The organism is Pseudomonas bubulae, from assembly GCF_037023725.1.
Taxonomy (GTDB): domain Bacteria; phylum Pseudomonadota; class Gammaproteobacteria; order Pseudomonadales; family Pseudomonadaceae; genus Aquipseudomonas; species Aquipseudomonas bubulae.
Genome location: NZ_CP146077.1, coordinates 2,562,468 through 2,579,848 on the forward strand (window position 1 = coordinate 2,562,468; position 17,381 = coordinate 2,579,848).

Genomic DNA, 17,381 nt, shown 5'->3' on the forward strand with positions numbered 1-17,381 from the left:
AGCTGGCGCAGGAACAAGGCTGCGTCCGGCGGCGAAGCCGTTGTAAAGTCAGAACACAGGTTTTTACAGATAAACCGCATGCTCAGGTTTTACGATCGCTTCGCAATCGAACGCAGCCTCGTTCCTTCGGCAGCTGCTACGCAGGGGTTATTTGGTACGCGACGACTCAAACAGGAACCACACGCGGCGCTCGGCCTCGTCGATCCAGTTTTCCAGCAGGCTGGTAGTCGCCACATCGCCCAGCTCGGAGCACATGTCGTGAGTCTCACGCATATAGGCGGCCAGCTGGATATTGTCTTCGCGCAGTTCTGCCAGCATGTCTTCCGGCGTCACGAAGTCGGCGTCGTTGTCCAGCAGGCGTTGCAGCTTCTTGATGTGGCCGATGGAGCGGATTGTGGTGCGCCCCAGCTTGCGCACACGCTCGGCGATGGCATCGGTGGTCGCGTAGATCTGGTCAGCCTGCTCGTCGAGCAGCAGGTGGAAATCACGGAAGTGCGGGCCGGACATGTGCCAGTGGAAATTCTTGGTCTTCATGTAGATGGCGAAGGTGTCTGCGAGCAGCGCGTTCACTTCGGCTGCGATATCGATACAGGCTTTTTCGCTCAGTGCCGTAGGTGTCCGCAGATCGGCCTTTCTGCTTTCCTTGGCGGATTTCAGGTCTTTCATGGTGGTTCCTCGTGGCAGCGGTTGATCGGAATTAACGTCTCTTGAATGCGGCTGACTAAAGACCAGGTTTGCTCTCTCGTCAAACGCGGCGGGCTGTTTTCACGCGGGCCGCGTCAAGTTATGAGGGCAGCAGAGCAAGATCGTTCAAGACTTTTTACCTTGATGTTGCGACCCTTTGCCGCTGCTTACTGCCGGAATGTTTTTGATGCCTGATGCCCTTGCTCGAACCGCGTTTATGCGCGGCGCAATTGCCTGCCTGCCGCTGACCCTGGCGTGTGCCCCCTGGGGGCTGCTGGCCGGTTCCACCGCAATCGATGCCCAGCTGACCCCCGCGCAAAGCCAGGGGCTGTCACTGTTTGTGTTTGCCGGTGCGGCGCAACTGGTTGCCATTGGCATGATCAAGGGCGGTGCCAGTGCGATTTCGATTCTGGTCACCACCTTGCTGCTGACCTCGCAACACTTGCTCTATGCCATGCACTTGCGCCCGCTGGTGGCGCCGCTCGAGCCCAAATGGCGCTTCGGGCTGGGCTTTTTGCTCACCGATGAGTTCTTTGCCCTGGTCAGCCCCTTCGACCAGAACACCTTCAATCGCTGGTATGCCCTGGGTGTGGGGCTGTGCATGTATGTGGGCTGGAATATTTTCACCCTGCTGGGCGTGGTGCTGGGCAAGAGCATCCCGGGGCTGGATCAGCTAGGGCTGGAGTTCTCGATCGCGGCCACCTTTATCGCGTTGATTACCCCGGTGGTGCGCAATATCCCGACCGTGGTCTGCGTGGCGGTCTCTTTGTTCACGGTGGTGGTGTTCAGTCACTGGCAGTGGGAGTCGGCGATTGTGCTGGCCGGGTTGGCGGGTATGGTCGCGGGCTATGCCTGCAAGCGGCTGGGAGGGTACTGGGCATGATCTGGGCAATTATTGGCGGGATGACGCTGATCCTGTTTTTCAACCGCTACCTGTTTCTGGAGCCACGCTTGCCGATTCGCCTGAATCGCGGGGTGAAGGAATTTTTGGGCTTTGCCGTACCGGGGATGCTGACGGCGATTTGCGGGCCGATCATTTTCGTCAAGGACCATCAGCTGGATCTGAGCCTGGCCAACCCCTACCTGTTGGCCGGGTTGTGCGCCATCGGGCTGATGCTGTGGAGCCGCAATGTGCTGCTCAGTGTCGCGTTGAGTGTGGCGCTGTTTTATCTGTTTCGCTGGTGGCTTTGAGCTGGGCGGCGGCACGCGAGGTAAACGGGCCGCTGACGGCAACGCCGTCACTGACCACATACCAGCATGCCAGCAGGCCGTCGGCACGCAGCGGGGCGGGAACGGCACTGCCGATCACCGACATGACATGAATCTTGGGCATACAGACCTCCTTCAACAATGGCGCTACCTTACGGGCTGTGCCGCTGCGCAAGAAATCATTGCGCGTGATAGTGGTCATTGATGTCGATGAGGTGTCAGTCAACCACCTGATCGAGCATGTGCATCACTTCCTGATCACTCAGCAGCCCTTCGCGAACCAGGTGCTGGGTCAGCAGGGAGAGCAGTTTGGCGGTGCGGTGACCTTCGAGCTGCTTGAGCTCGGTCAGAGTGTTGTACACCTTGCTGGAGGTGCAGAGCCCGACGATATGGTGCGGGTTTTGTGTAGGCATAAAGGTCGTCCTTGTTTTTATGAATGTGCCGATTGTTGCGCCAGCCAAGCTGCATGATGCCGCAGTCCGGGGCGTTACGGTGTCTTGTCCGCGACATTCACATGATCTATCCGGACCTGCCGGCAGCTGTCCAAGCCTGCCGGCTGCCAGCACCGGTTACCAGCGCGGCGGGCCGTAGTAACCCCGTGGCGGACCGTAGTACACCGGTTGCGGTCGACCGTAGTAGCCCTGATAGTAAACGGGCTGGGGCGGCTGGACATACACCGGTTGCGGTTGGTAATAAACAGGTGGGGCCTGTACGTAAACCGGCTGTGGCTGCACATACACCGGTTGCTGCACATACACCGGGCGCTGTTCGTGGCCAGCGATAACCGAGCCAACCACCGCGGCACCCACCACCGCGCCAAAAATTGCAGGCCCGGGGCCCCAGCCACCATGGGCCGATGCCTGCCCTGCAACAGCCAGGGTGCCGATAAGCAAAGCGATTTTGGGGATGCTACGCATCATGACGATTCCTCGAATTCCCGCCCCGACGATTCGGCCTGCACCAGACCGCAGTTAAACCCGGGGATAACATTAAGACCGTATTTATTTTAAAAACTGCGAAGCGCCCGGGTAAATTTTGTGTAAGGTCTGCGGGCGCTGAGACGATTCAGCGTTGGCGCTCCACTATGATCCAACAAAACTCCCGGTACGGCTTGTGCCGTCCATCTAAAAGCATTCAGCAAGGAGATGAGCATGCAAATGAATCCGGACAAAGACACCCGACTGTGCATATCGTTGTCGGGTCGACCGGGTAATTTCGGGCTGCGTTTTCATAATCATCTATACGAACAACTGGGCTTGAACTTTTACTACAAGGCCTTCAGCAGCAAGGATCTGGCGGGCGCAGTGACCGGTATCCGGGCATTGGGCATTCGTGGTTGCGGCGTGTCGATGCCGTTCAAGGAGGCCTGCATCGAGCTGGTGGACGAACTGGACACGTCAGCCCGGGCCATTGCCTCGATCAACACCATCGTCAACACCGACGGCCACCTCAAGGCCTATAACACCGACTACATAGCCATTGCCCAACTGCTGGACAGCCATAAAGTACCCAAAGACACGACCTTTGCCCTGCGCGGCAGTGGCGGCATGGCCAAGGCGGTGGCATCGGCCCTGCGCGATGGCGGTTATCGCAATGGCCTGATCGTTGCGCGCAACGAGGCAACAGGGGCGGCGCTGGCGGCAAGTTGCGGTTATGAATGGCAGCCTGAGCTGGGCGAGCGCAGGCCGCACATGCTGATCAATGTTACACCTGTCGGCATGGCGGGCGGGGCCGAGGCCGATGATCTGGCTTTCGAGGCAGATGCCATTGATCGTGCGGATATTATCTTCGACGTGGTGGCGATCCCGGTTGAAACACCCCTGATCGTGCGCGGTCGTGCCCAGGGCAAGCAGGTCATCACCGGGCTTGAGGTTATTGCCATTCAGGCCCTGGAGCAGTTTGTGCTGTACACAGGTGTGCGGCCCACCGCCGAGCAGTTCCAAGCGGCCGTGGCATTCGCGCGCAGCTGATGGCGATTGGGGGCGAGTGAGCTCGCCCCCAAAACGCTTTTACTCCAGCTCTGCCAGACGGGCTTCGAGGGCTGCAATACGCGCATCAAGGGCTTCGAAACGCTCTATCGAGACTGCCTGCGCGCTTGAGCGTTCTGCAGGTTGCTGGCGTGCAGTCATGATGGTTTCGATATCGGCCGGGTCGCCCAAGGCGTGCATGTAACGGTCTTCTCGCTGGCCGCTCTGACGCGGTACCAGCAGGGCCAGGTCGCGGGCAATCAGGCGTTCCAGCTGATGCTGGACCTGTTCGGTGTCTTCAAAGTCGTGCATGCGCGAACTGCGGGTCAGCAACTCGTTGAGGGTTTGCGGACCGCGCAGAAAAAGCAGGCCCAGCAACACCACTTGCGCAGGCACCAGCTCCAGCGCCTTGTCGACCTTGTGTTCCCAGCGATCAGCGCGGCTGCCCATCACCAGGCGGGTAAAGCCACGCCCTTCGAGGGCGCGCAGGCTTTGCCCGACCTGGCCCTGGGTCAGGTTGAGCACCGGCTCGCGGCTGGTTTTCTGGTTGCACGCCAGCACCAGGGCATTGAGCGTCAGGGGGTAGGTTTCCGGGTTGGTGGCCTGTTTCTCGATTAGGGAGCCGAGAATACGGATCTCGGTACTGTTGAGCAGAGGTCCTGCGTCAGCATCGTTTGGTACCTGTTCTGAGAACTGATCAGCGGGAACGTCCATTTTCATCTCCAATTTGAGTAACCGTTGCCAGCGACCATTGTGGTGTTTTTTGCGCGGTAGAGCGACTGGCATCTAGCCCCGTCTGTGGCAGAGAGTCTTTTTGCGTGTCAGCGGTTAACCACTTTGGCAGGCAGCGCGATCACCAGCAGGCAGCTCACTAGCAGGCAACTGGCGAAGAACCACAGCGCGCCGGAACTGCTGCCCGTTACGTCGATGGCGATACCCATCAGGGAATTGCTCACCAGCCCTGCGATATTGGCCAGCGAACACGCGAGGGCGAAGCCGGTAGCGGCAGCACGGCCCTTGAGAAAGGTGGCCGGCAAGCTGAAAAACACCGGTACGGCGCCAATGATGGCGGCCGAGGCAATGGCAAACAGCAAAACGATCACAAGCAGGTTGTCGCTGAAAAAAGTGCTGGCTGCCATCGCGGCCGCGCCAATCACAAAGGGCACAATGATATGCCAGCGGCGTTCTCGATAGTGGTCGCTGCTGGCGCCAATCATCAGCATGCCGATCAGGGCGGCAACGCTGGGCAGGGCGGTGAGCAGGCCAATATGGAAGTTGTCGGCCACACCGGCGTTACGGATAAACGTCGGCATCCAGAATGCCATTGCGTAGGCGCTAAGCAGGATGGAGAAGTCGATACCCCCCAGCATCCAGATCTTGAGGTTAAAGAACCCGTCGCGAAAACTGTGCTTGCTGTTCTGGCCTTCGGCGTTGTCCTGGTGCAGTTGCTGTTCCAGTAACGCTTTTTCGTCGGCGTTCAGCCATTTTGCCGTGTGATGGCTGTCTGGCAGAACCCAGAAGGTCAGGATGCCCAGCAATACGCTGGGGATCGCCTCAAGCACAAACAGCCACTGCCAGCCGCGCAGCCCCGCCGTATTGTCGAAGGCGACCATGATCCAGCCCGACAGTGGCCCGCCAACGACACTGGACAGCGGCATGCCGATCATAAACAGGGCAATGATGCGGCCCCGTCGCTGGGTCGGGAACCAGGTGGTCAGGTAATACAGCACCCCGGGCAGAAAACCGGCTTCGGCCACCCCCAGCAGAAAGCGTACAACATAGAACTGGGCAGGCGTGGTGACCAGCAGGGTGCAGGCCGAAAGCAGGCCCCAACTGATCATGATCCGGGCTATCCAGACCCTGGCGCCGACTTTCTCCAGAAGCAGATTGCTGGGTACCTCGAACAGGATATAGCCGACAAAAAACAGCCCCGCCCCCAGGCCAAATGCCGTTTCGCTGAACTGCAGGTCACCTAGCATCTGCAATTTAGCGAAGCCGATATTGATCCGGTCCAGATAAGCGGCCAGATAACAGAAGCAGAGAAAGGGAATGAGTTTGCGGGTGATTTTGCGATAGAGCGCCTGGGTCGGGTCCGCTGCTGGAGCTGTAGAGGGATGAGCGGAGGGCATATGGGTGTCCAGGGGCTGAGCTTGGGGTTGATCTTCATACACCAGATGGGCGCTGGCGTGTCTATAATCGGCGCACATTGCATTCCTGCCCACAGACTGTCGAGACTTCCATGACTATCTCTCTGTACGCCGCTTCCGTTCCAGTGTTCAAACAAATGCTCAACGCCCTGAGCGGTGTGCTGGCCAAGGCTGAAGCTCACGCAACGGCCAAGAACATCGACCCGAGCGTGTTTTTGCAGGCGCGCCTGGCCCCGGACATGTTCCCGCTGGTGCGTCAGGTGCAAATCGCCGTTGATTTCACCAAGGGTGTTTCGGGCCGTCTGGCTGAAATCGAATTGCCAAAATATGACGACAGCGAAGTGACCTTTGCCGACCTGCAAGCCTTGATCAGCAAAGTGCTGGCGTTTGTCGACGGGATCAAGCCAGAGCAAATCGATGGCAAGGAAGGCATCGAAATCATCACCCGTCAGGGCACGCCTAAAGAAAAACGCTTCACTGGTCAGGCTTACCTGCTGACCTACGGCCTGCCGCAGTTCTTCTTCCATGTGACCACGGCTTACGCGATCCTGCGCCACAATGGTGTTGAGATCGGCAAGCGTGACTACATGGGTGCGTTCTAATCAAGCGCACTGTGTCAGCGCCTTGGTCATTCAGACCTACCGGGTTGTAAGCATCGCAGGCAAGCCAGCTCCCACAGGTTCATTGACACCCTCAACGCCAGGTGCTGGCCTGATCCACTGTGGGAGCGGGCTTGCTCGCGATGGCAGCGCCCCGGTTATTTAGACATACCGGGTTGCAAGCATCGCAGGCAAGCCAGCTCCCACAGGTTCATTGGCACCCTCAACGTCAGGTGCTGGCCTGATCCACTGTGGGAGCGGGCTTGCTCGCGATGGCAGCGCCCCGGTTATTTAGACAGACCGAGTTGCAAGCATCGCAGGCAAGCCAGCTCCCACAGGTTCATTGGCACCCTCAAGGCCAGGTGCTGGCCTGATCCACTGTGGGAGCGGGCTTGCTCGCGATGGCAGCGCCCCGGTTATTTAGACAGACCGGGTTGTAAGCATCGCAGGTAAGCCAGCTCCCACAGGTTCATTGGCACCCTCAACGCCAGGTGCTGGCCTGACCCACTGTGGGAGCGGGCTTGCTCGCGATGGCAGCGCCCCGGTTATTTAGACAGATCGAGTTGCAAGCATCGCAGGCAAGCCAGCTCCCACAGGTTCATTGGCACCCTCAACGCCAGGTGCTGGCCTGATCCACTGTGGGAGCGGGCTTGCTCGCGATGGCAGCGCCCCGGTTATTTAGACAGACCGGGTTGTAAGCATCGCAGGCAAGCCAGCTCCCACAGGTTCATTGGCACCCTCAACGTCAGGTGCTGGCCTGACCTACTGTGGGAGCGGGCTTGCTCGCGATGGTAGCGCCCCGGTTATTTAGACAGACCGAGTTGTAAGCATCGCAGGCTTGCCCGCCCACATGGCCTCAGCCCTGTTGCAGGGGCTTGTCTTCCTGGGCCATACAGGCCGCCGCAGTAAAGAGTACGTCGGTGGAGGAGTTGAGCGCGGTTTCCGCCGAGTCCTGCAGGATGCCGATAATGAAGCCCACGGCCACCACCTGCATGGCAATCTCGCTCGGGATGCCGAACAGGCTGCACGCCAGCGGAATCAACAGCAGCGAACCGCCCGCCACACCCGATGCGCCGCAGGCGCAAATGGCTGCAACCACACTCAGCAAAATAGCAGTCGGAATATCGACCGCAATCCCCAGTGTATGCACGGCAGCCAGGCTCAACACGGTGATGGTAATCGCCGCGCCCGCCATATTGATGGTGGCCCCCAGCGGGATGGACACCGAGTAGGTGTCTTCATGCAGGCCCAGACGCTCGCTCAACGCCATGTTCACCGGAATGTTGGCCGCCGAACTGCGGGTGAAAAACGCGGTAATCCCGCTTTCGCGCAGGCACAGAAATACCAGCGGATACGGGTTGCGACGCAACTTCCAGAACACAATCAGCGGATTGACCACCAGCGCCACAAACAGCATGCAGCCAATCAACACTGTGAGCAGGTGCAGATAACCCAGCAGGGCACCGAAGCCCGAAGAGGCGAGGGTGGCAGCCACCAGGCCGAAAATGCCCAGCGGTGCAAAGCGGATAACTACGCGCACGATCAGGGTGACACCGTTGGACAGGTCATTGAGTACGGTGCGGGTAGTGTCGCCGGCATGACGAATGGCAATGCCCATGCCGATGGCCCACGCCAGGATGCCGATAAAGTTGGCATTCATCAGTGCGCTGACCGGGTTGTCGACCACACTCAACATCAGGCTTTGCAGTACCTCGCTGATACCCCCGGGGGCGGTAATGGCGATGTTCTCGGTGGCCAGTACCAGATTCGACGGGAACAGCATGCTGGCGATAACGGCCACCACAGCAGCAGCAAAGGTGCCGAACAGGTACAGAACCAGAATCGGGCGGATATGGGTTTCCTGGCCGTGCTTGTGGTTGGCAATCGAGGCCATGACCAGTACAAACACGAGAATCGGCGCAACGGCTTTCAAGGCGCTGACGAACACCTTGCCGATAAAGGCCACCGAAAGCGCTGCCGAGGGCGCAAGCCATGCCAGCAAAATACCTGCAATCAGACCGATCACAATCTGGGTTACCAGGCTGGTGCGCATGAGCTTTTGCAGCAGGGTAGGTGGAGCGTCAGTCATAAAGGTTTCTCTAGTTGTTCTGGGTAGCGCATTGAAAAACTGTGGGGCGATCGGCGGCAAACGGGCAGGCTGATCGACGCAAGTCGGCGGGATACGAACTTTATCATAGACGTGTAGGTGCTTTCCTACGCAGGGGCAATCTGCCACATCCGTGGTTGAACTTGTTTCGGGTTACATCGCTTCAAGGTGAAGCATTCTGTTACCATTGCCCATCCCCCACTTTTCTTCAAATCAGCGGGCCTTTCGGGCTTTCGCTGGCCTCGTTGTCTCTGGAGTTATTCATGCTGTTGCCCATCCTGCTGCTGTCTGCGGCCGGCTTTACCGTGCTCACCACCGAATTTGTCATCGTCGGCCTGCTGCCTTCGATAGCCCGCGACTTGGAGGTCAGCGTGCCCCAGGCCGGTTTGCTGGTGACTTTGTTCGCCTTTACGGTCGCTGCCCTCGGGCCGTTTTTGACCGCCTACTTTGCGCGTTTTCAGCGCAAACGCCTGTTTATCTCGATTTTGCTGATGTTCGCCTTCGCCAACACCGTGGCGGCGCTGGCGCCGAACATTTGGGTGATGGCTTTTGCGCGGCTGCTGCCGGCATTGGGGTTGCCGGTGTTTTGGGCTCTGGCTAGCGAAACGGCGGTGGATATCGTAGGCCCGGATTACGCCGGGCGGGCGATTGCCAAAATCGGGTTCGGCATCGTTTGTGCGACGGTATTTGGCATTCCTGTAGGCACCCTTATCTCGGATGCTTGGGGCTGGCGCAGTGCCTTCGGTATTCTGGCGGTGGTCGCCCTGGCCAAGGCGCTGTTGCTGTGGATCTATTTACCTGTCACCCGGGCAGTGAAAGAAAGCGTCACTCTGAGTTCGCAGTTTGCCCTGCTGCGCAGCCCATTGATGATTGGCCATATCGTGTTGTCCGTTCTGGTGTTCAGCGGCATGTTTACGGCCTACACCTATCTGGCCGATATTCTTGAGCGCCTGGCAGGCTTTGACGGCACGCTGGTGGGGTGGTGCCTGATGGGCTTTGGCGCCGTAGGCCTGATCGGCAACTCGTTGGGCGGGCGCATGGTGGATCGCCATCCGCTGATCGCCTCGATGGTGTTTTGTGCCTTTATGATCGGCGGCCTGGTGGCGCTGGTGCCGAGCATTCACTCAACCCTGGGCCTGGCGGCGGCCATGGGCATATGGGGGGTGACCCAGGCGGCCATGTTTCTGGTCAGCCATGTGCGGCTGATGAAAGTTGCCCCCCATGCCCCGGCATTTGCCGCGTCGCTGAACATTGCCGGGGCCAATCTGGGGATCGGCCTGGGTGCGATGGTGGGGGGGCGGGTAATCGATAGCTATGGCCTGGGTAACCTGGGGTTTGCTGCCGCCGGGTTTATCCTGGTATCGATTCTGCTGGCGCTGGTGCTGATGACTGCCAAGGCGCCGCCAGTGTGTGCTAGCGCGGGGTAAACAACTCGCGGCGTGCCCCCTCGGTAATCGCAACGATGCCGGGGTGGCGGATCTTGCGCTCCACGGTAATGGCGTAGAAGGATTCGGTGACCGCCTCGGTGTGGCCGATCAGTTCGACATCAAACTGACGCATCACTTCCTGGGCAATCACGCTGGGTGCGATAAAGACGCCGATCCCCGACTGACCGAAAGCCTGCATCAGCGCGCTGTCATCAAATTCCCCCACGATTCGCGGCTGGATCTGCTGCTCGGCCAGCCAGCGCAACAAGCGGCTGCGCAGCATGGTTTCGGGCCCGGGGATCAGTAGCGGCGCGCCTTGCAGGCAATGCGGAAAGTTTTCGGCATAGTCTTGGGCCAGCGTCGCAGTGGCAAAAAAACTGATGCCGCACTCGCCCAGTTTTTGACTGAAACCCTTGATATCCAGGTGCGAAGGCATAGGGCTGTCGGAAATTACCAAATCAAGACGCTGAATAGCGAGGTCCGCGAGTAGCCGGTCAAGCTTGTCTTCGCGACAGGTGATGCGAATCGGTTTATCCAGCTCCATGGTCGGAGCAATCAGGCGGTACACAATCGACTTGGGCACCACGTCGGCCACACCCACTCGAAACAGGATCTGTTGTTCCTTGGGCGCCATGCGCAGCATGCTTTCCAGTTCACTGCCGACCTGAAAGATCTGCTCGGCATAAGGCAGCACCTGGCGTCCGGTCTCGGTCAGCTCCAGTTGGCGTCCGACCCGGCGAAACAACGGCAGGCCATAGGTGTCTTCGAGCAGGCTGATTTGCCCGCTGATCGTCTGCGGCGTGAGGTTCAGTTGCTCGCAAGCGCGAACAATGCTGCCGGTCTTGGCCACGACCCAGAAGTAATGCAATTGGCGGTAATTAAGCATCAGCGTCGCAACACTTCGTAAAAACCGAAGTATAGCGTTTAAAAATACGAATTTTCCTGAAGTGTTAGATTCTCTAGAATCCCGCGTTATGCGCAAGCCACTTTGGTGGCCGCCGGTTTAGAGAGGGAAATGACCATGAACATGAAAAAAGCAGCAGTAGCCGTACTGTTATCGGCAGGTTTGCTGGCGATTGCGGGTTGCGACCAGGCTGAAAAAGCCGCGCAACAGGTGCTGAGCAAAACCGCTGAATCCGCTAAACAGGCAATTGATGACACTCACAAGGCTGCGGAGCAAGCGCTCAGCGAAGCCAGCGGTGGGCTGATTGAAAAAGAAAAGCCTGAGCAAGAAAAGCAAGATTCATCTAAAGCTATTTAACTGGTCTTACTGCAGAGTCCGAACACACCTATGGAATATCTTTTACAACTGGCTGCCAGCCCCGCAGCCTGGGTCGCTTTAGCCACGTTGATCGTGATGGAAATCGTGCTGGGTATCGATAACCTGATCTTTATCTCGATTTTGACCAACAAACTGCCTGAGCAATACCGCACCAAGGCACGCCGTATTGGTATCGGCATGGCGCTGATCCTGCGTCTGGGCTTGCTGGGTACCATTGCCTACATCGTGCAACTGACCACGCCGGTATTTGAAGTGCTGGGCAAGGCCTTCTCGTGGAAGGACATGATCCTGATTGCCGGTGGTCTGTTTCTGGTGTGGAAGGCCACCAGCGAAATCCACCACAGCATGACTCCGCAAGTGGAAGAAAAAGCCGACAGCGTGTCGTCGAAAGTCACCTTGGGCTTTGCCGCTGCCATCGGCCAGATCCTCATGCTTGACCTGGTGTTTTCCATCGACAGCATCATTACGGCGGTGGGCATGACCGAGCACTTGCCGATCATGGTGATTGCAGTGGTGGTGGCGGTGATGGTGATGTTGCTGGCTTCGGAGCCTCTGGCCAAGTTCATCAACGACAACCCGACCGTAGTGATGCTGGCCCTGGCCTTCCTGATCATGATCGGCATGACCTTGATCGCTGAAGGGTTCGGTGCCCATGTGCCGAAAGGTTACGTGTATGCAGCGATGGCGTTCTCGGCCACGGTTGAAACACTCAACATTGTGGCGCGTCAGATCCGGGAAAGGCGTCAGGCTGCGCTGATCAAGTAAACGCAGGTTGATGCTAAAAAGCCGTCCACTCTCTTTGGGGTGGACGGCTTTTTTGTGGGTTCAATGTGCGCTTGCTGCGCCAGCTACCGGTTTTTCAGGGACATCTTGCGGTTTTGCCTGCACCTGCGGGTGATGATGGCGGCTAATACGCATCAGGCCCCAGAGCATGGCGCCAGCAACGGCCAGCCAACCGGCGATCAGCAGAAAAATAGTGAGTATCGGGCTCATCAGTGCCTCCTTTGCCCCCTACGGGCTCAAACACACGCTAAGCAGATGACAGTCTAGCCTGTGCGATGTTGCAGTCTATTGACCGAAGGTCGTGTAGGACTAATCGATTTGCACTATGCCATCAATCGGCCTGAGGCTTAAGGCTATACCTCGCCGTACTGGAGCCCTATGATCGACGGCCTTGGCCAGACCTTGAGGTCTGGCGTTCATTCAAAGCGAGGGAATATGCAGGGAGTGATTGGGTTGAGAAGCGCGCGATTGTGGCTGGCGGCGTTGCTTGCGTTGGCGGTGGTGGGGTGTGCCAGTGTCGAGCCGCCTGAATTCAAGCGCTTGCCGGAGAGGGTCGAACTCAATGGCGTGCCCTTTTTCCGCGGCAATGCCAATCAAGGGGCACCTCAAACGCTGGCCGGCATGCTCGGTGAGCAACGGATCAGAGTTACCCCGGGGCTGTTGGTCAAACCGCTGAAACTGCCGGGCGCAGAGGCCTCGTTGCAAAGCAATATCGAGCAATTGGCCGCCGGTTACGGATTGATGGTGTACCCGCTGGACTCATCGCTTTCGGCTTTATTGACCCAGGTGGCTGCCGGTTACCCGGTAATGCTGCGGTTCAGTGATGGCACGCTGTGGTCCGAGCCGCGCTACGCGATGCTGGTGGGTTACAACCGCGCCAAAGGCACGGTGTTGCTGCGTTCAGGTATGGAGCGTCGGCGGTTGATGGACTTCAGCAAATTCGAGTCGGCGTGGAAGGATGCTGGCGGCTGGGCCGTGCTGATCCTGTCGCCAACCCAGCTACCGGCCAACGTCGACAAGACCCGCTGGCTGAAAATTGCCAATGAACTGTCCCGCTCGGGCCAGGAACAGGCCGGGGCTACAGCGATCAAGACTCTGGAGTCCCAAAAGTAAGCGTTGGCATCACCCTGTGGGAGCTGGCTTGCCTGCGATGCAGGCCACGCGGTGTGACTGGCACAACGCAGGGATGCCATCGCGAGCAAGCCCGCTCCCACATAGCCATCACCAGAGTTAAAAGCCGAATTTGTCCCGCAAGCTGTAGTACCAGGCACCCAAAGCTGTCAGCGGTGTACGCAACAGCTGTCCGCCGGGGAAAGGGTAGTGGGGCAGGTCGGCAAACGCATCAAAGCGCTCTGCCTGGCCGCGCAGGGCTTCGGCCAGCACCTTGCCTGCCAAATGGGTATAGGTCACGCCATGGCCGCTGCAACCTTGGGAGTAATAGATGTTGTCACCGATACGGCCGACCTGAGGGAGGCGTGATAGCGTCAGCAGGAAATTGCCCGTCCATGCATAGTCAATTTTCACATCCTTGAGCTGCGGGAAAGCCTTGAGCATTTTCGGCCGGATAATCGCCTCGATATTGGCAGGGTCCCGTGCGCCATACACCACGCCGCCCCCGAAAATCAGACGCTTGTCACCGGACAGGCGATAGTAGTCGAGCAAGTAGTTACAGTCCTCAACGCAATAGTCCTGTGGCAACAGAGTCTTGGCCAGCTCATCACCCAGGGGCTCGGTGGTGATTACCTGTGTACCGCAGGGCATGGACTTGGAAGCCAGCTCCGGTACCAGATTGCCCAGATAGGCATTGCCTGCGACGATAATGAACTTGGCTCGCACCTTGCCCTGGGGGGTATGCACCACAGGATTGGCGCCGCGTTCAATGCGAACAGCGGGAGACTGCTCATAAATGGTGCCGCCCAAAGACTCGACAGCCGCGGCCTCACCCAGCGCCAGATTAAGCGGATGAATATGCCCGCCGCTCATATCCAGCAGCCCGCCCTGATACTGATCACAGGCAACCACTTCACGGATCCGGCGCTGATCCAGCAGCTCCAGTGACGTATTGCCAAAACGCTCCCAGAGTTTTTTCTGCGCTTCCAGATGGCCCATCTGCTTGGCGGTGATGGCGGCAAACACGCCGCCGTCTTTCAAATCGCACTGGATCTGATACTTGGCCACACGCTCACGAATGATCTTGCCGCCTTCAAAGGCCATCTGCCCCAGCAACTGAGCCTGCTTGGCGCCGACAGTGCGTTCGATCACATCGATATCGCGGCTGTAACTGTTAACGATCTGGCCGCCATTGCGTCCGGAAGCACCGAACCCCACCTTCGCTGCTTCCAGGACCGTGACCTTGAAACCGGCCTCCAGCAAAAAAAGCGCACTCGACAGCCCGGTATAGCCGGCGCCGATAACACACACATCCGTTTCCACCTCGCCCTGCAGGGCAGGGCGCTCAGGGGCTGGATTGGCTGAAGCCGCATAGTAGGACTGGGGATAGGGAGTGTTCGACATTCTGCAGCCTCTGTTTTATATTTTTTACGAGTGAAGCCGATGCTACCTGAGTTGAAAACCGCCCGCCAGCCACTGGCGGCTGAGTGTTTTAAGGTTAAAAATAAAAAATTCGACTATTCATAGGGTTAGCTGCAAAAAAGGTGTTGACACCCCTCCGCAAATCTATAGAATGCGACCCCACAGCAGGCACGTAGCTCAGTTGGTTAGAGCACCACCTTGACATGGTGGGGGTCGTTGGTTCGAGTCCAATCGCGCCTACCAAACAAAATCCGCTCTGCTGGGCGGTCTAGAAGGGCTCACCGAAAGGTGGGCCCTTTTTTGTTGTCTGCGATTTGCAAAACCCCCACCTCAAAACGCCAAATCAGCCCCCACCTCCAGGTACTCGATACCTTTCTCTGTGTGCCCGTCCTGATAGTGTTTGGTCGCGCGGCTTTGGTGATGGATGGCATGACCTGGAAGGGGCGCAAGACCAGCAGCGAACAGGCTTTGTCCTGGCCACGCCGGGAAGTGCATCTGGATGGCGAGAACAAAGCCGCCAACTATTTGCCTGCGCGTATCCAGTACGGGCAGATGGCCTTGGCGGCCGAAATTCACGCCGACGATATTGACCCAATCGACAAACGCAAAGGGGCCGTGACATTGGAGCGTGTCGAGGGGGCCGTGACACGCGAGTACGCAACGATCCCGAACACCAGCAAGCGGTTATTGCCTGCGGCGCCTGATCGGCCCAGTGCGACGCAGTTTGCGGACTACTTGCTGCAACGAGGATTGTATTCTGTAAAGGTATAAACAGATGATGGCATTCGTAGTGGCCAGTACTAAAAGTTACTAGTAGAAGTTACTTTGAGTGCTTTAGTATGCTCCTCTCAAAAAGGGAGTGATGCATGTTACCTAATCCAAAAAGCAGTAATTTTCGCTCGGCTCTACGTAATGCGCGCAAGGATGCAGGGCTCACATTGACTGAGTTGGCTGATGCTGCAGGCATATCCAATGTTATGCCTGGACGCTACGAGCGAGGCGAATCTCAGCCTACGATGGGCACTTGGCAAGAGTTGAACAAAGCTCTGTTTGAGGTCGATGACGAGGAAGTTGAGGCAGAAGCGAAAAAGCAGGAAATCGGCGAATCACTTTCCGACTCGTCTATTGAGCAGATACTTGAAGAGCTAAAAAGCCGCGGATTCAGCACGGTTAACCTTTCCTACAGCTGATTCGTTGACCCAGCCCCGCTATCTAGTGGGGTTTTCTATCTCAGGTGCCACCATGACTTTCTATGACGAAATGGCCATGATGGCTCTGGAGATGATCACCGAGTTCGGCCAGTCGATACTTGTCGGTAATGTCCTTCCCGGCGAGTACGATCCCGAAACCGGAACGTCAGATCCTGACATTATCACTGAGCAAACTGCCCAAGGCATCCTGCTCGACTTCACTGGCCAGGAATTCCAGAACAACAGCCTCATCAAGCAAGGCGACAAGAAGCTCAAGATTGCTGCGCAGGGGCTTGAGTGGGTGCCTGACCTGCTGAGCAAGATGTCAATTCAAGGTCGCACCTGGTCAATCGTTCCTCCGCTCAAAGAGATCAACCCTGCCGGGACACCGATCCTCTATGAATTGCAGGTGCGATCATGAGCAATCATTACGCAGGCAAGAGCGGCAGTTTCTCAGCTCAAATCCGGGCCTTCGCGGATCGAGCGAAAGATGCCATTGATATGACGATGCGCGACATCATCATCAACATAGGTAACAGCGTTATCACGATGTCACCTGTGGGCACTCCTGATGTCTGGAAGATTAACAAGATCAGTCGCGAGTACAACCAGGCCGTCGCGGAACACAACGAAAACCTGCGCCAAAATCCGCAAAACTTCGACAAACGTGGCTATCTCAAGCGCGGCTTAAAGCTCAATGACGGCATGGGCATACGTGCGCCGCAGGGCTGTGTGGGCGGGCGCTTTCGCGGCAACTGGATGTTCAGTGTCGGATCACCTGACACCTCCACGGTGGATCAGGTAGACCCCCGGTGGTAGCCGTTCCATGGCACGTATCGTCAATGGTGCCCTGGAGTTCAATGCAGGGGAGACGGCTTACATCACCAACTCACTGCCTTATGCCATCCCCTTGGAGTACGGGCATTCAACCCAGGCACCGAGCGGTATGGTTCGGATCACCCTGGGCAACTTTCAAAAGATTGTTGAAGAGGCCATCAGGAAGAACCAGGTATGAGCCATAAGATTGTTCGCGCACTGTTTGAGGCCCGGCTGGCAGCTTGGGCAAAGCTGCAGAAGCCTGTACTGCGCATTGCCTATCAAAATGTGGTGTTCAAGCCTGCTGACGGCGAAACCTACCTGCGGGCTTTCTTGATGCCTGCTCACACGGGGAGCGACGACCTCGCTGGCGAGCATCGGGTTTATACCGGTCTGTTTCAAATCACCATCGTCACACCTGCCGGAATGGGTTCCGGTGCGGGCGAAGGGTTGGCAGATGACCTGTCTGCTTTGTTTGCCCTCAATGATCGATTAACCCGGGGTGACTTCACGGTACTGGTGATGACCCCGGTCGAGCCTGGTCCCGAGCAACAAGAAGACACCGGCTGTGCGTTGCCTGTGTCGTTTCAGTACCGTGCCGACACGACTTGATCAGTACTTAGGATTTGGCGCGGCGG

General features: G+C 57.8%; 21 protein-coding genes, 1 tRNA gene and 2 pseudogenes. 14 read left to right on the forward strand and 10 right to left on the reverse strand.

Annotated elements, in window-relative coordinates:
• Positions 1-147 precede the first annotated feature (147 nt).
• Positions 148-666: a Dps family protein gene (locus V6L81_RS11885; RefSeq protein ID WP_095002281.1), complete on the reverse strand. Its 519-nt coding sequence runs from the start codon at positions 664-666 to the stop codon at positions 148-150.
• Positions 667-871: 205 nt separating this feature from the next.
• Here V6L81_RS11885 and V6L81_RS11890 point away from each other — a divergent pair, with 205 nt between their 5' ends.
• Positions 872-1,567, forward strand: a complete 696-nt coding sequence (locus V6L81_RS11890) for an AzlC family ABC transporter permease (RefSeq protein WP_095002446.1) — start codon at positions 872-874, stop codon at positions 1,565-1,567.
• The gene (locus V6L81_RS11895) at positions 1,564-1,875 is read left to right on the forward strand and encodes an AzlD domain-containing protein (RefSeq protein WP_095002282.1); all 312 of its coding nucleotides are present in this window, start codon (positions 1,564-1,566) and stop codon (positions 1,873-1,875) included. Before V6L81_RS11890 ends, V6L81_RS11895 begins: the two co-directional genes overlap by 4 nt.
• Here the strand turns inward: V6L81_RS11895 and V6L81_RS11900 are convergent.
• The 3 genes from V6L81_RS11900 to V6L81_RS11910 all read right to left on the reverse strand — a co-directional run bounded on the left by V6L81_RS11900 (position 1,823) and on the right by V6L81_RS11910 (position 2,813).
• Positions 1,823-2,017 (reverse strand): hypothetical protein, encoded by a 195-nt coding sequence (locus tag V6L81_RS11900; protein ID WP_095002283.1) that lies wholly within the window; start codon positions 2,015-2,017, stop codon positions 1,823-1,825. The genes V6L81_RS11895 and V6L81_RS11900 overlap by 53 nt on opposite strands.
• 94 nt (positions 2,018-2,111) lie before the next feature.
• Positions 2,112-2,306, reverse strand: coding sequence for a hypothetical protein (locus tag V6L81_RS11905; protein WP_016780355.1), 195 nt, complete (start codon positions 2,304-2,306; stop codon positions 2,112-2,114).
• Positions 2,307-2,462: 156 nt separating this feature from the next.
• Entirely contained in the window at positions 2,463-2,813 is a 351-nt protein-coding gene (locus V6L81_RS11910; RefSeq protein ID WP_095002284.1) for a hypothetical protein, read from the reverse strand.
• Positions 2,814-3,044: 231 nt separating this feature from the next.
• Here V6L81_RS11910 and V6L81_RS11915 point away from each other — a divergent pair, with 231 nt between their 5' ends.
• Positions 3,045-3,863 (forward strand): shikimate 5-dehydrogenase, encoded by an 819-nt coding sequence (locus tag V6L81_RS11915; protein ID WP_095021191.1) that lies wholly within the window; start codon positions 3,045-3,047, stop codon positions 3,861-3,863.
• 39 nt (positions 3,864-3,902) lie between these two features.
• Here V6L81_RS11915 and V6L81_RS11920 read toward each other — a convergent pair whose 3' ends face one another.
• Entirely contained in the window at positions 3,903-4,574 is a 672-nt protein-coding gene (locus tag V6L81_RS11920) for a DUF480 domain-containing protein (protein WP_338659943.1), read from the reverse strand.
• A 107-nt stretch (positions 4,575-4,681) separates the two neighbouring features.
• The gene (locus V6L81_RS11925) at positions 4,682-5,989 is read right to left on the reverse strand and encodes an MFS transporter (RefSeq protein ID WP_095019034.1); all 1,308 of its coding nucleotides are present in this window, start codon (positions 5,987-5,989) and stop codon (positions 4,682-4,684) included.
• Positions 5,990-6,099: 110 nt separating this feature from the next.
• Here V6L81_RS11925 and V6L81_RS11930 point away from each other — a divergent pair, with 110 nt between their 5' ends.
• Positions 6,100-6,609 carry a DUF1993 family protein gene (locus tag V6L81_RS11930; protein WP_016780360.1) on the forward strand — a complete coding sequence of 170 codons (510 nt, stop codon included), beginning with the start codon at positions 6,100-6,102 and terminating at the stop codon, positions 6,607-6,609.
• 853 nt (positions 6,610-7,462) lie between these two features.
• Here V6L81_RS11930 and sstT read toward each other — a convergent pair.
• Positions 7,463-8,695, reverse strand: coding sequence for a serine/threonine transporter SstT (gene sstT / locus V6L81_RS11935; protein WP_095018960.1), 1,233 nt, complete (start codon positions 8,693-8,695; stop codon positions 7,463-7,465).
• Between the two features lie 281 nt (positions 8,696-8,976).
• Between sstT and V6L81_RS11940 the strand changes: the two genes are divergently transcribed.
• Positions 8,977-10,140: an MFS transporter gene (locus V6L81_RS11940; protein ID WP_095024555.1), complete on the forward strand. Its 1,164-nt coding sequence runs from the start codon at positions 8,977-8,979 to the stop codon at positions 10,138-10,140.
• Here V6L81_RS11940 and nhaR read toward each other — a convergent pair.
• The gene (gene nhaR / locus V6L81_RS11945; protein ID WP_095002289.1) at positions 10,127-11,026 is read right to left on the reverse strand and encodes a transcriptional activator NhaR; all 900 of its coding nucleotides are present in this window, start codon (positions 11,024-11,026) and stop codon (positions 10,127-10,129) included. The two genes, V6L81_RS11940 and nhaR, sit on opposite strands and share 14 nt — an antisense overlap.
• Positions 11,027-11,161: 135 nt before the next feature.
• On the opposite strand from nhaR, the gene V6L81_RS11950 reads away from it, so the two are divergent.
• Both V6L81_RS11950 and V6L81_RS11955 read left to right on the forward strand, forming a co-directional pair.
• Complete coding sequence (locus tag V6L81_RS11950; RefSeq protein ID WP_338659944.1) at positions 11,162-11,401, forward strand: hypothetical protein; 240 nt, start codon at positions 11,162-11,164, stop codon at positions 11,399-11,401.
• A gap of 30 nt (positions 11,402-11,431) precedes the next feature.
• Entirely contained in the window at positions 11,432-12,187 is a 756-nt protein-coding gene (locus tag V6L81_RS11955; protein ID WP_095002290.1) for a TerC family protein, read from the forward strand.
• Positions 12,188-12,247: 60 nt separating this feature from the next.
• Here V6L81_RS11955 and V6L81_RS11960 read toward each other — a convergent pair whose 3' ends face one another.
• Entirely contained in the window at positions 12,248-12,415 is a 168-nt protein-coding gene (locus V6L81_RS11960; RefSeq protein ID WP_170943736.1) for a hypothetical protein, read from the reverse strand.
• Between the two features lie 225 nt (positions 12,416-12,640).
• Here V6L81_RS11960 and V6L81_RS11965 point away from each other — a divergent pair, with 225 nt between their 5' ends.
• The gene (locus V6L81_RS11965) at positions 12,641-13,318 is read left to right on the forward strand and encodes a peptidase C39 family protein (RefSeq protein WP_338659945.1); all 678 of its coding nucleotides are present in this window, start codon (positions 12,641-12,643) and stop codon (positions 13,316-13,318) included.
• Positions 13,319-13,435: 117 nt separating this feature from the next.
• On the opposite strand, the gene V6L81_RS11970 is transcribed toward V6L81_RS11965, so the two are convergent.
• Positions 13,436-14,719 (reverse strand): FAD-binding oxidoreductase, encoded by a 1,284-nt coding sequence (locus tag V6L81_RS11970; protein ID WP_095002292.1) that lies wholly within the window; start codon positions 14,717-14,719, stop codon positions 13,436-13,438.
• A gap of 184 nt (positions 14,720-14,903) precedes the next feature.
• Between V6L81_RS11970 and V6L81_RS11975 the strand changes: the two genes are divergently transcribed.
• The 6 genes and pseudogenes from V6L81_RS11975 (at position 14,904) to V6L81_RS12000 (ending at position 17,355) form a co-directional block, all read left to right on the forward strand.
• Positions 14,904-14,980, forward strand: a tRNA-Val gene (locus V6L81_RS11975).
• Positions 14,981-15,142: 162 nt separating this feature from the next.
• Positions 15,143-15,508 (forward strand): annotated as a pseudogene (locus tag V6L81_RS11980) (DnaT-like ssDNA-binding protein); the annotation flags it as partial.
• A gap of 95 nt (positions 15,509-15,603) precedes the next feature.
• Positions 15,604-15,927, forward strand: coding sequence for a helix-turn-helix domain-containing protein (locus V6L81_RS11985; RefSeq protein ID WP_095018789.1), 324 nt, complete (start codon positions 15,604-15,606; stop codon positions 15,925-15,927).
• A 52-nt stretch (positions 15,928-15,979) separates the two neighbouring features.
• On the forward strand, positions 15,980-16,348 hold the full coding sequence (locus V6L81_RS11990; RefSeq protein WP_095018790.1) for a hypothetical protein: 369 nt from the start codon (positions 15,980-15,982) through the stop codon (positions 16,346-16,348).
• Positions 16,345-16,942, forward strand: a pseudogene (locus tag V6L81_RS11995) (hypothetical protein). Before V6L81_RS11990 ends, V6L81_RS11995 begins: the two are co-directional and overlap by 4 nt.
• Complete coding sequence (locus V6L81_RS12000) at positions 16,939-17,355, forward strand: phage tail terminator-like protein (protein ID WP_338659946.1); 417 nt, start codon at positions 16,939-16,941, stop codon at positions 17,353-17,355. The pseudogene V6L81_RS11995 and the gene V6L81_RS12000 overlap by 4 nt, the downstream one beginning before the upstream one ends.
• Positions 17,356-17,381 lie beyond the last annotated feature (26 nt).

Excerpts from the sequence above, each read along its gene's own strand:
- nhaR (WP_095002289.1), bottom strand. The coding sequence starts at position 11,026 with ATGCTTAATTACCGCCAATTGCATTACTTCTGGGTCGTGGCCAAGACC.
- sstT (WP_095018960.1), bottom strand. The coding sequence starts at position 8,695 with ATGACTGACGCTCCACCTACCCTGCTGCAAAAGCTCATGCGCACCAGC.
- V6L81_RS11915 (WP_095021191.1), top strand. The coding sequence starts at position 3,045 with ATGCAAATGAATCCGGACAAAGACACCCGACTGTGCATATCGTTGTCG.
- V6L81_RS11960 (WP_170943736.1), bottom strand. The coding sequence starts at position 12,415 with ATGAGCCCGATACTCACTATTTTTCTGCTGATCGCCGGTTGGCTGGCC.
- V6L81_RS11885 (WP_095002281.1), bottom strand. The coding sequence starts at position 666 with ATGAAAGACCTGAAATCCGCCAAGGAAAGCAGAAAGGCCGATCTGCGG.
- V6L81_RS11965 (WP_338659945.1), top strand. The coding sequence starts at position 12,641 with ATGCAGGGAGTGATTGGGTTGAGAAGCGCGCGATTGTGGCTGGCGGCG.
- V6L81_RS11955 (WP_095002290.1), top strand. The coding sequence starts at position 11,432 with ATGGAATATCTTTTACAACTGGCTGCCAGCCCCGCAGCCTGGGTCGCT.
- V6L81_RS11940 (WP_095024555.1), top strand. The coding sequence starts at position 8,977 with ATGCTGTTGCCCATCCTGCTGCTGTCTGCGGCCGGCTTTACCGTGCTC.
- V6L81_RS11900 (WP_095002283.1), bottom strand. The coding sequence starts at position 2,017 with ATGCCCAAGATTCATGTCATGTCGGTGATCGGCAGTGCCGTTCCCGCC.
- V6L81_RS11930 (WP_016780360.1), top strand. The coding sequence starts at position 6,100 with ATGACTATCTCTCTGTACGCCGCTTCCGTTCCAGTGTTCAAACAAATG.
- V6L81_RS11895 (WP_095002282.1), top strand. The coding sequence starts at position 1,564 with ATGATCTGGGCAATTATTGGCGGGATGACGCTGATCCTGTTTTTCAAC.
- V6L81_RS11970 (WP_095002292.1), bottom strand. The coding sequence starts at position 14,719 with ATGTCGAACACTCCCTATCCCCAGTCCTACTATGCGGCTTCAGCCAAT.
- V6L81_RS12000 (WP_338659946.1), top strand. The coding sequence starts at position 16,939 with ATGAGCCATAAGATTGTTCGCGCACTGTTTGAGGCCCGGCTGGCAGCT.
- V6L81_RS11985 (WP_095018789.1), top strand. The coding sequence starts at position 15,604 with ATGTTACCTAATCCAAAAAGCAGTAATTTTCGCTCGGCTCTACGTAAT.
- V6L81_RS11990 (WP_095018790.1), top strand. The coding sequence starts at position 15,980 with ATGACTTTCTATGACGAAATGGCCATGATGGCTCTGGAGATGATCACC.
- V6L81_RS11890 (WP_095002446.1), top strand. The coding sequence starts at position 872 with ATGCCTGATGCCCTTGCTCGAACCGCGTTTATGCGCGGCGCAATTGCC.
- V6L81_RS11950 (WP_338659944.1), top strand. The coding sequence starts at position 11,162 with ATGAACATGAAAAAAGCAGCAGTAGCCGTACTGTTATCGGCAGGTTTG.
- V6L81_RS11910 (WP_095002284.1), bottom strand. The coding sequence starts at position 2,813 with ATGATGCGTAGCATCCCCAAAATCGCTTTGCTTATCGGCACCCTGGCT.
- V6L81_RS11905 (WP_016780355.1), bottom strand. The coding sequence starts at position 2,306 with ATGCCTACACAAAACCCGCACCATATCGTCGGGCTCTGCACCTCCAGC.
- V6L81_RS11925 (WP_095019034.1), bottom strand. The coding sequence starts at position 5,989 with ATGCCCTCCGCTCATCCCTCTACAGCTCCAGCAGCGGACCCGACCCAG.
- V6L81_RS11920 (WP_338659943.1), bottom strand. The coding sequence starts at position 4,574 with ATGGACGTTCCCGCTGATCAGTTCTCAGAACAGGTACCAAACGATGCT.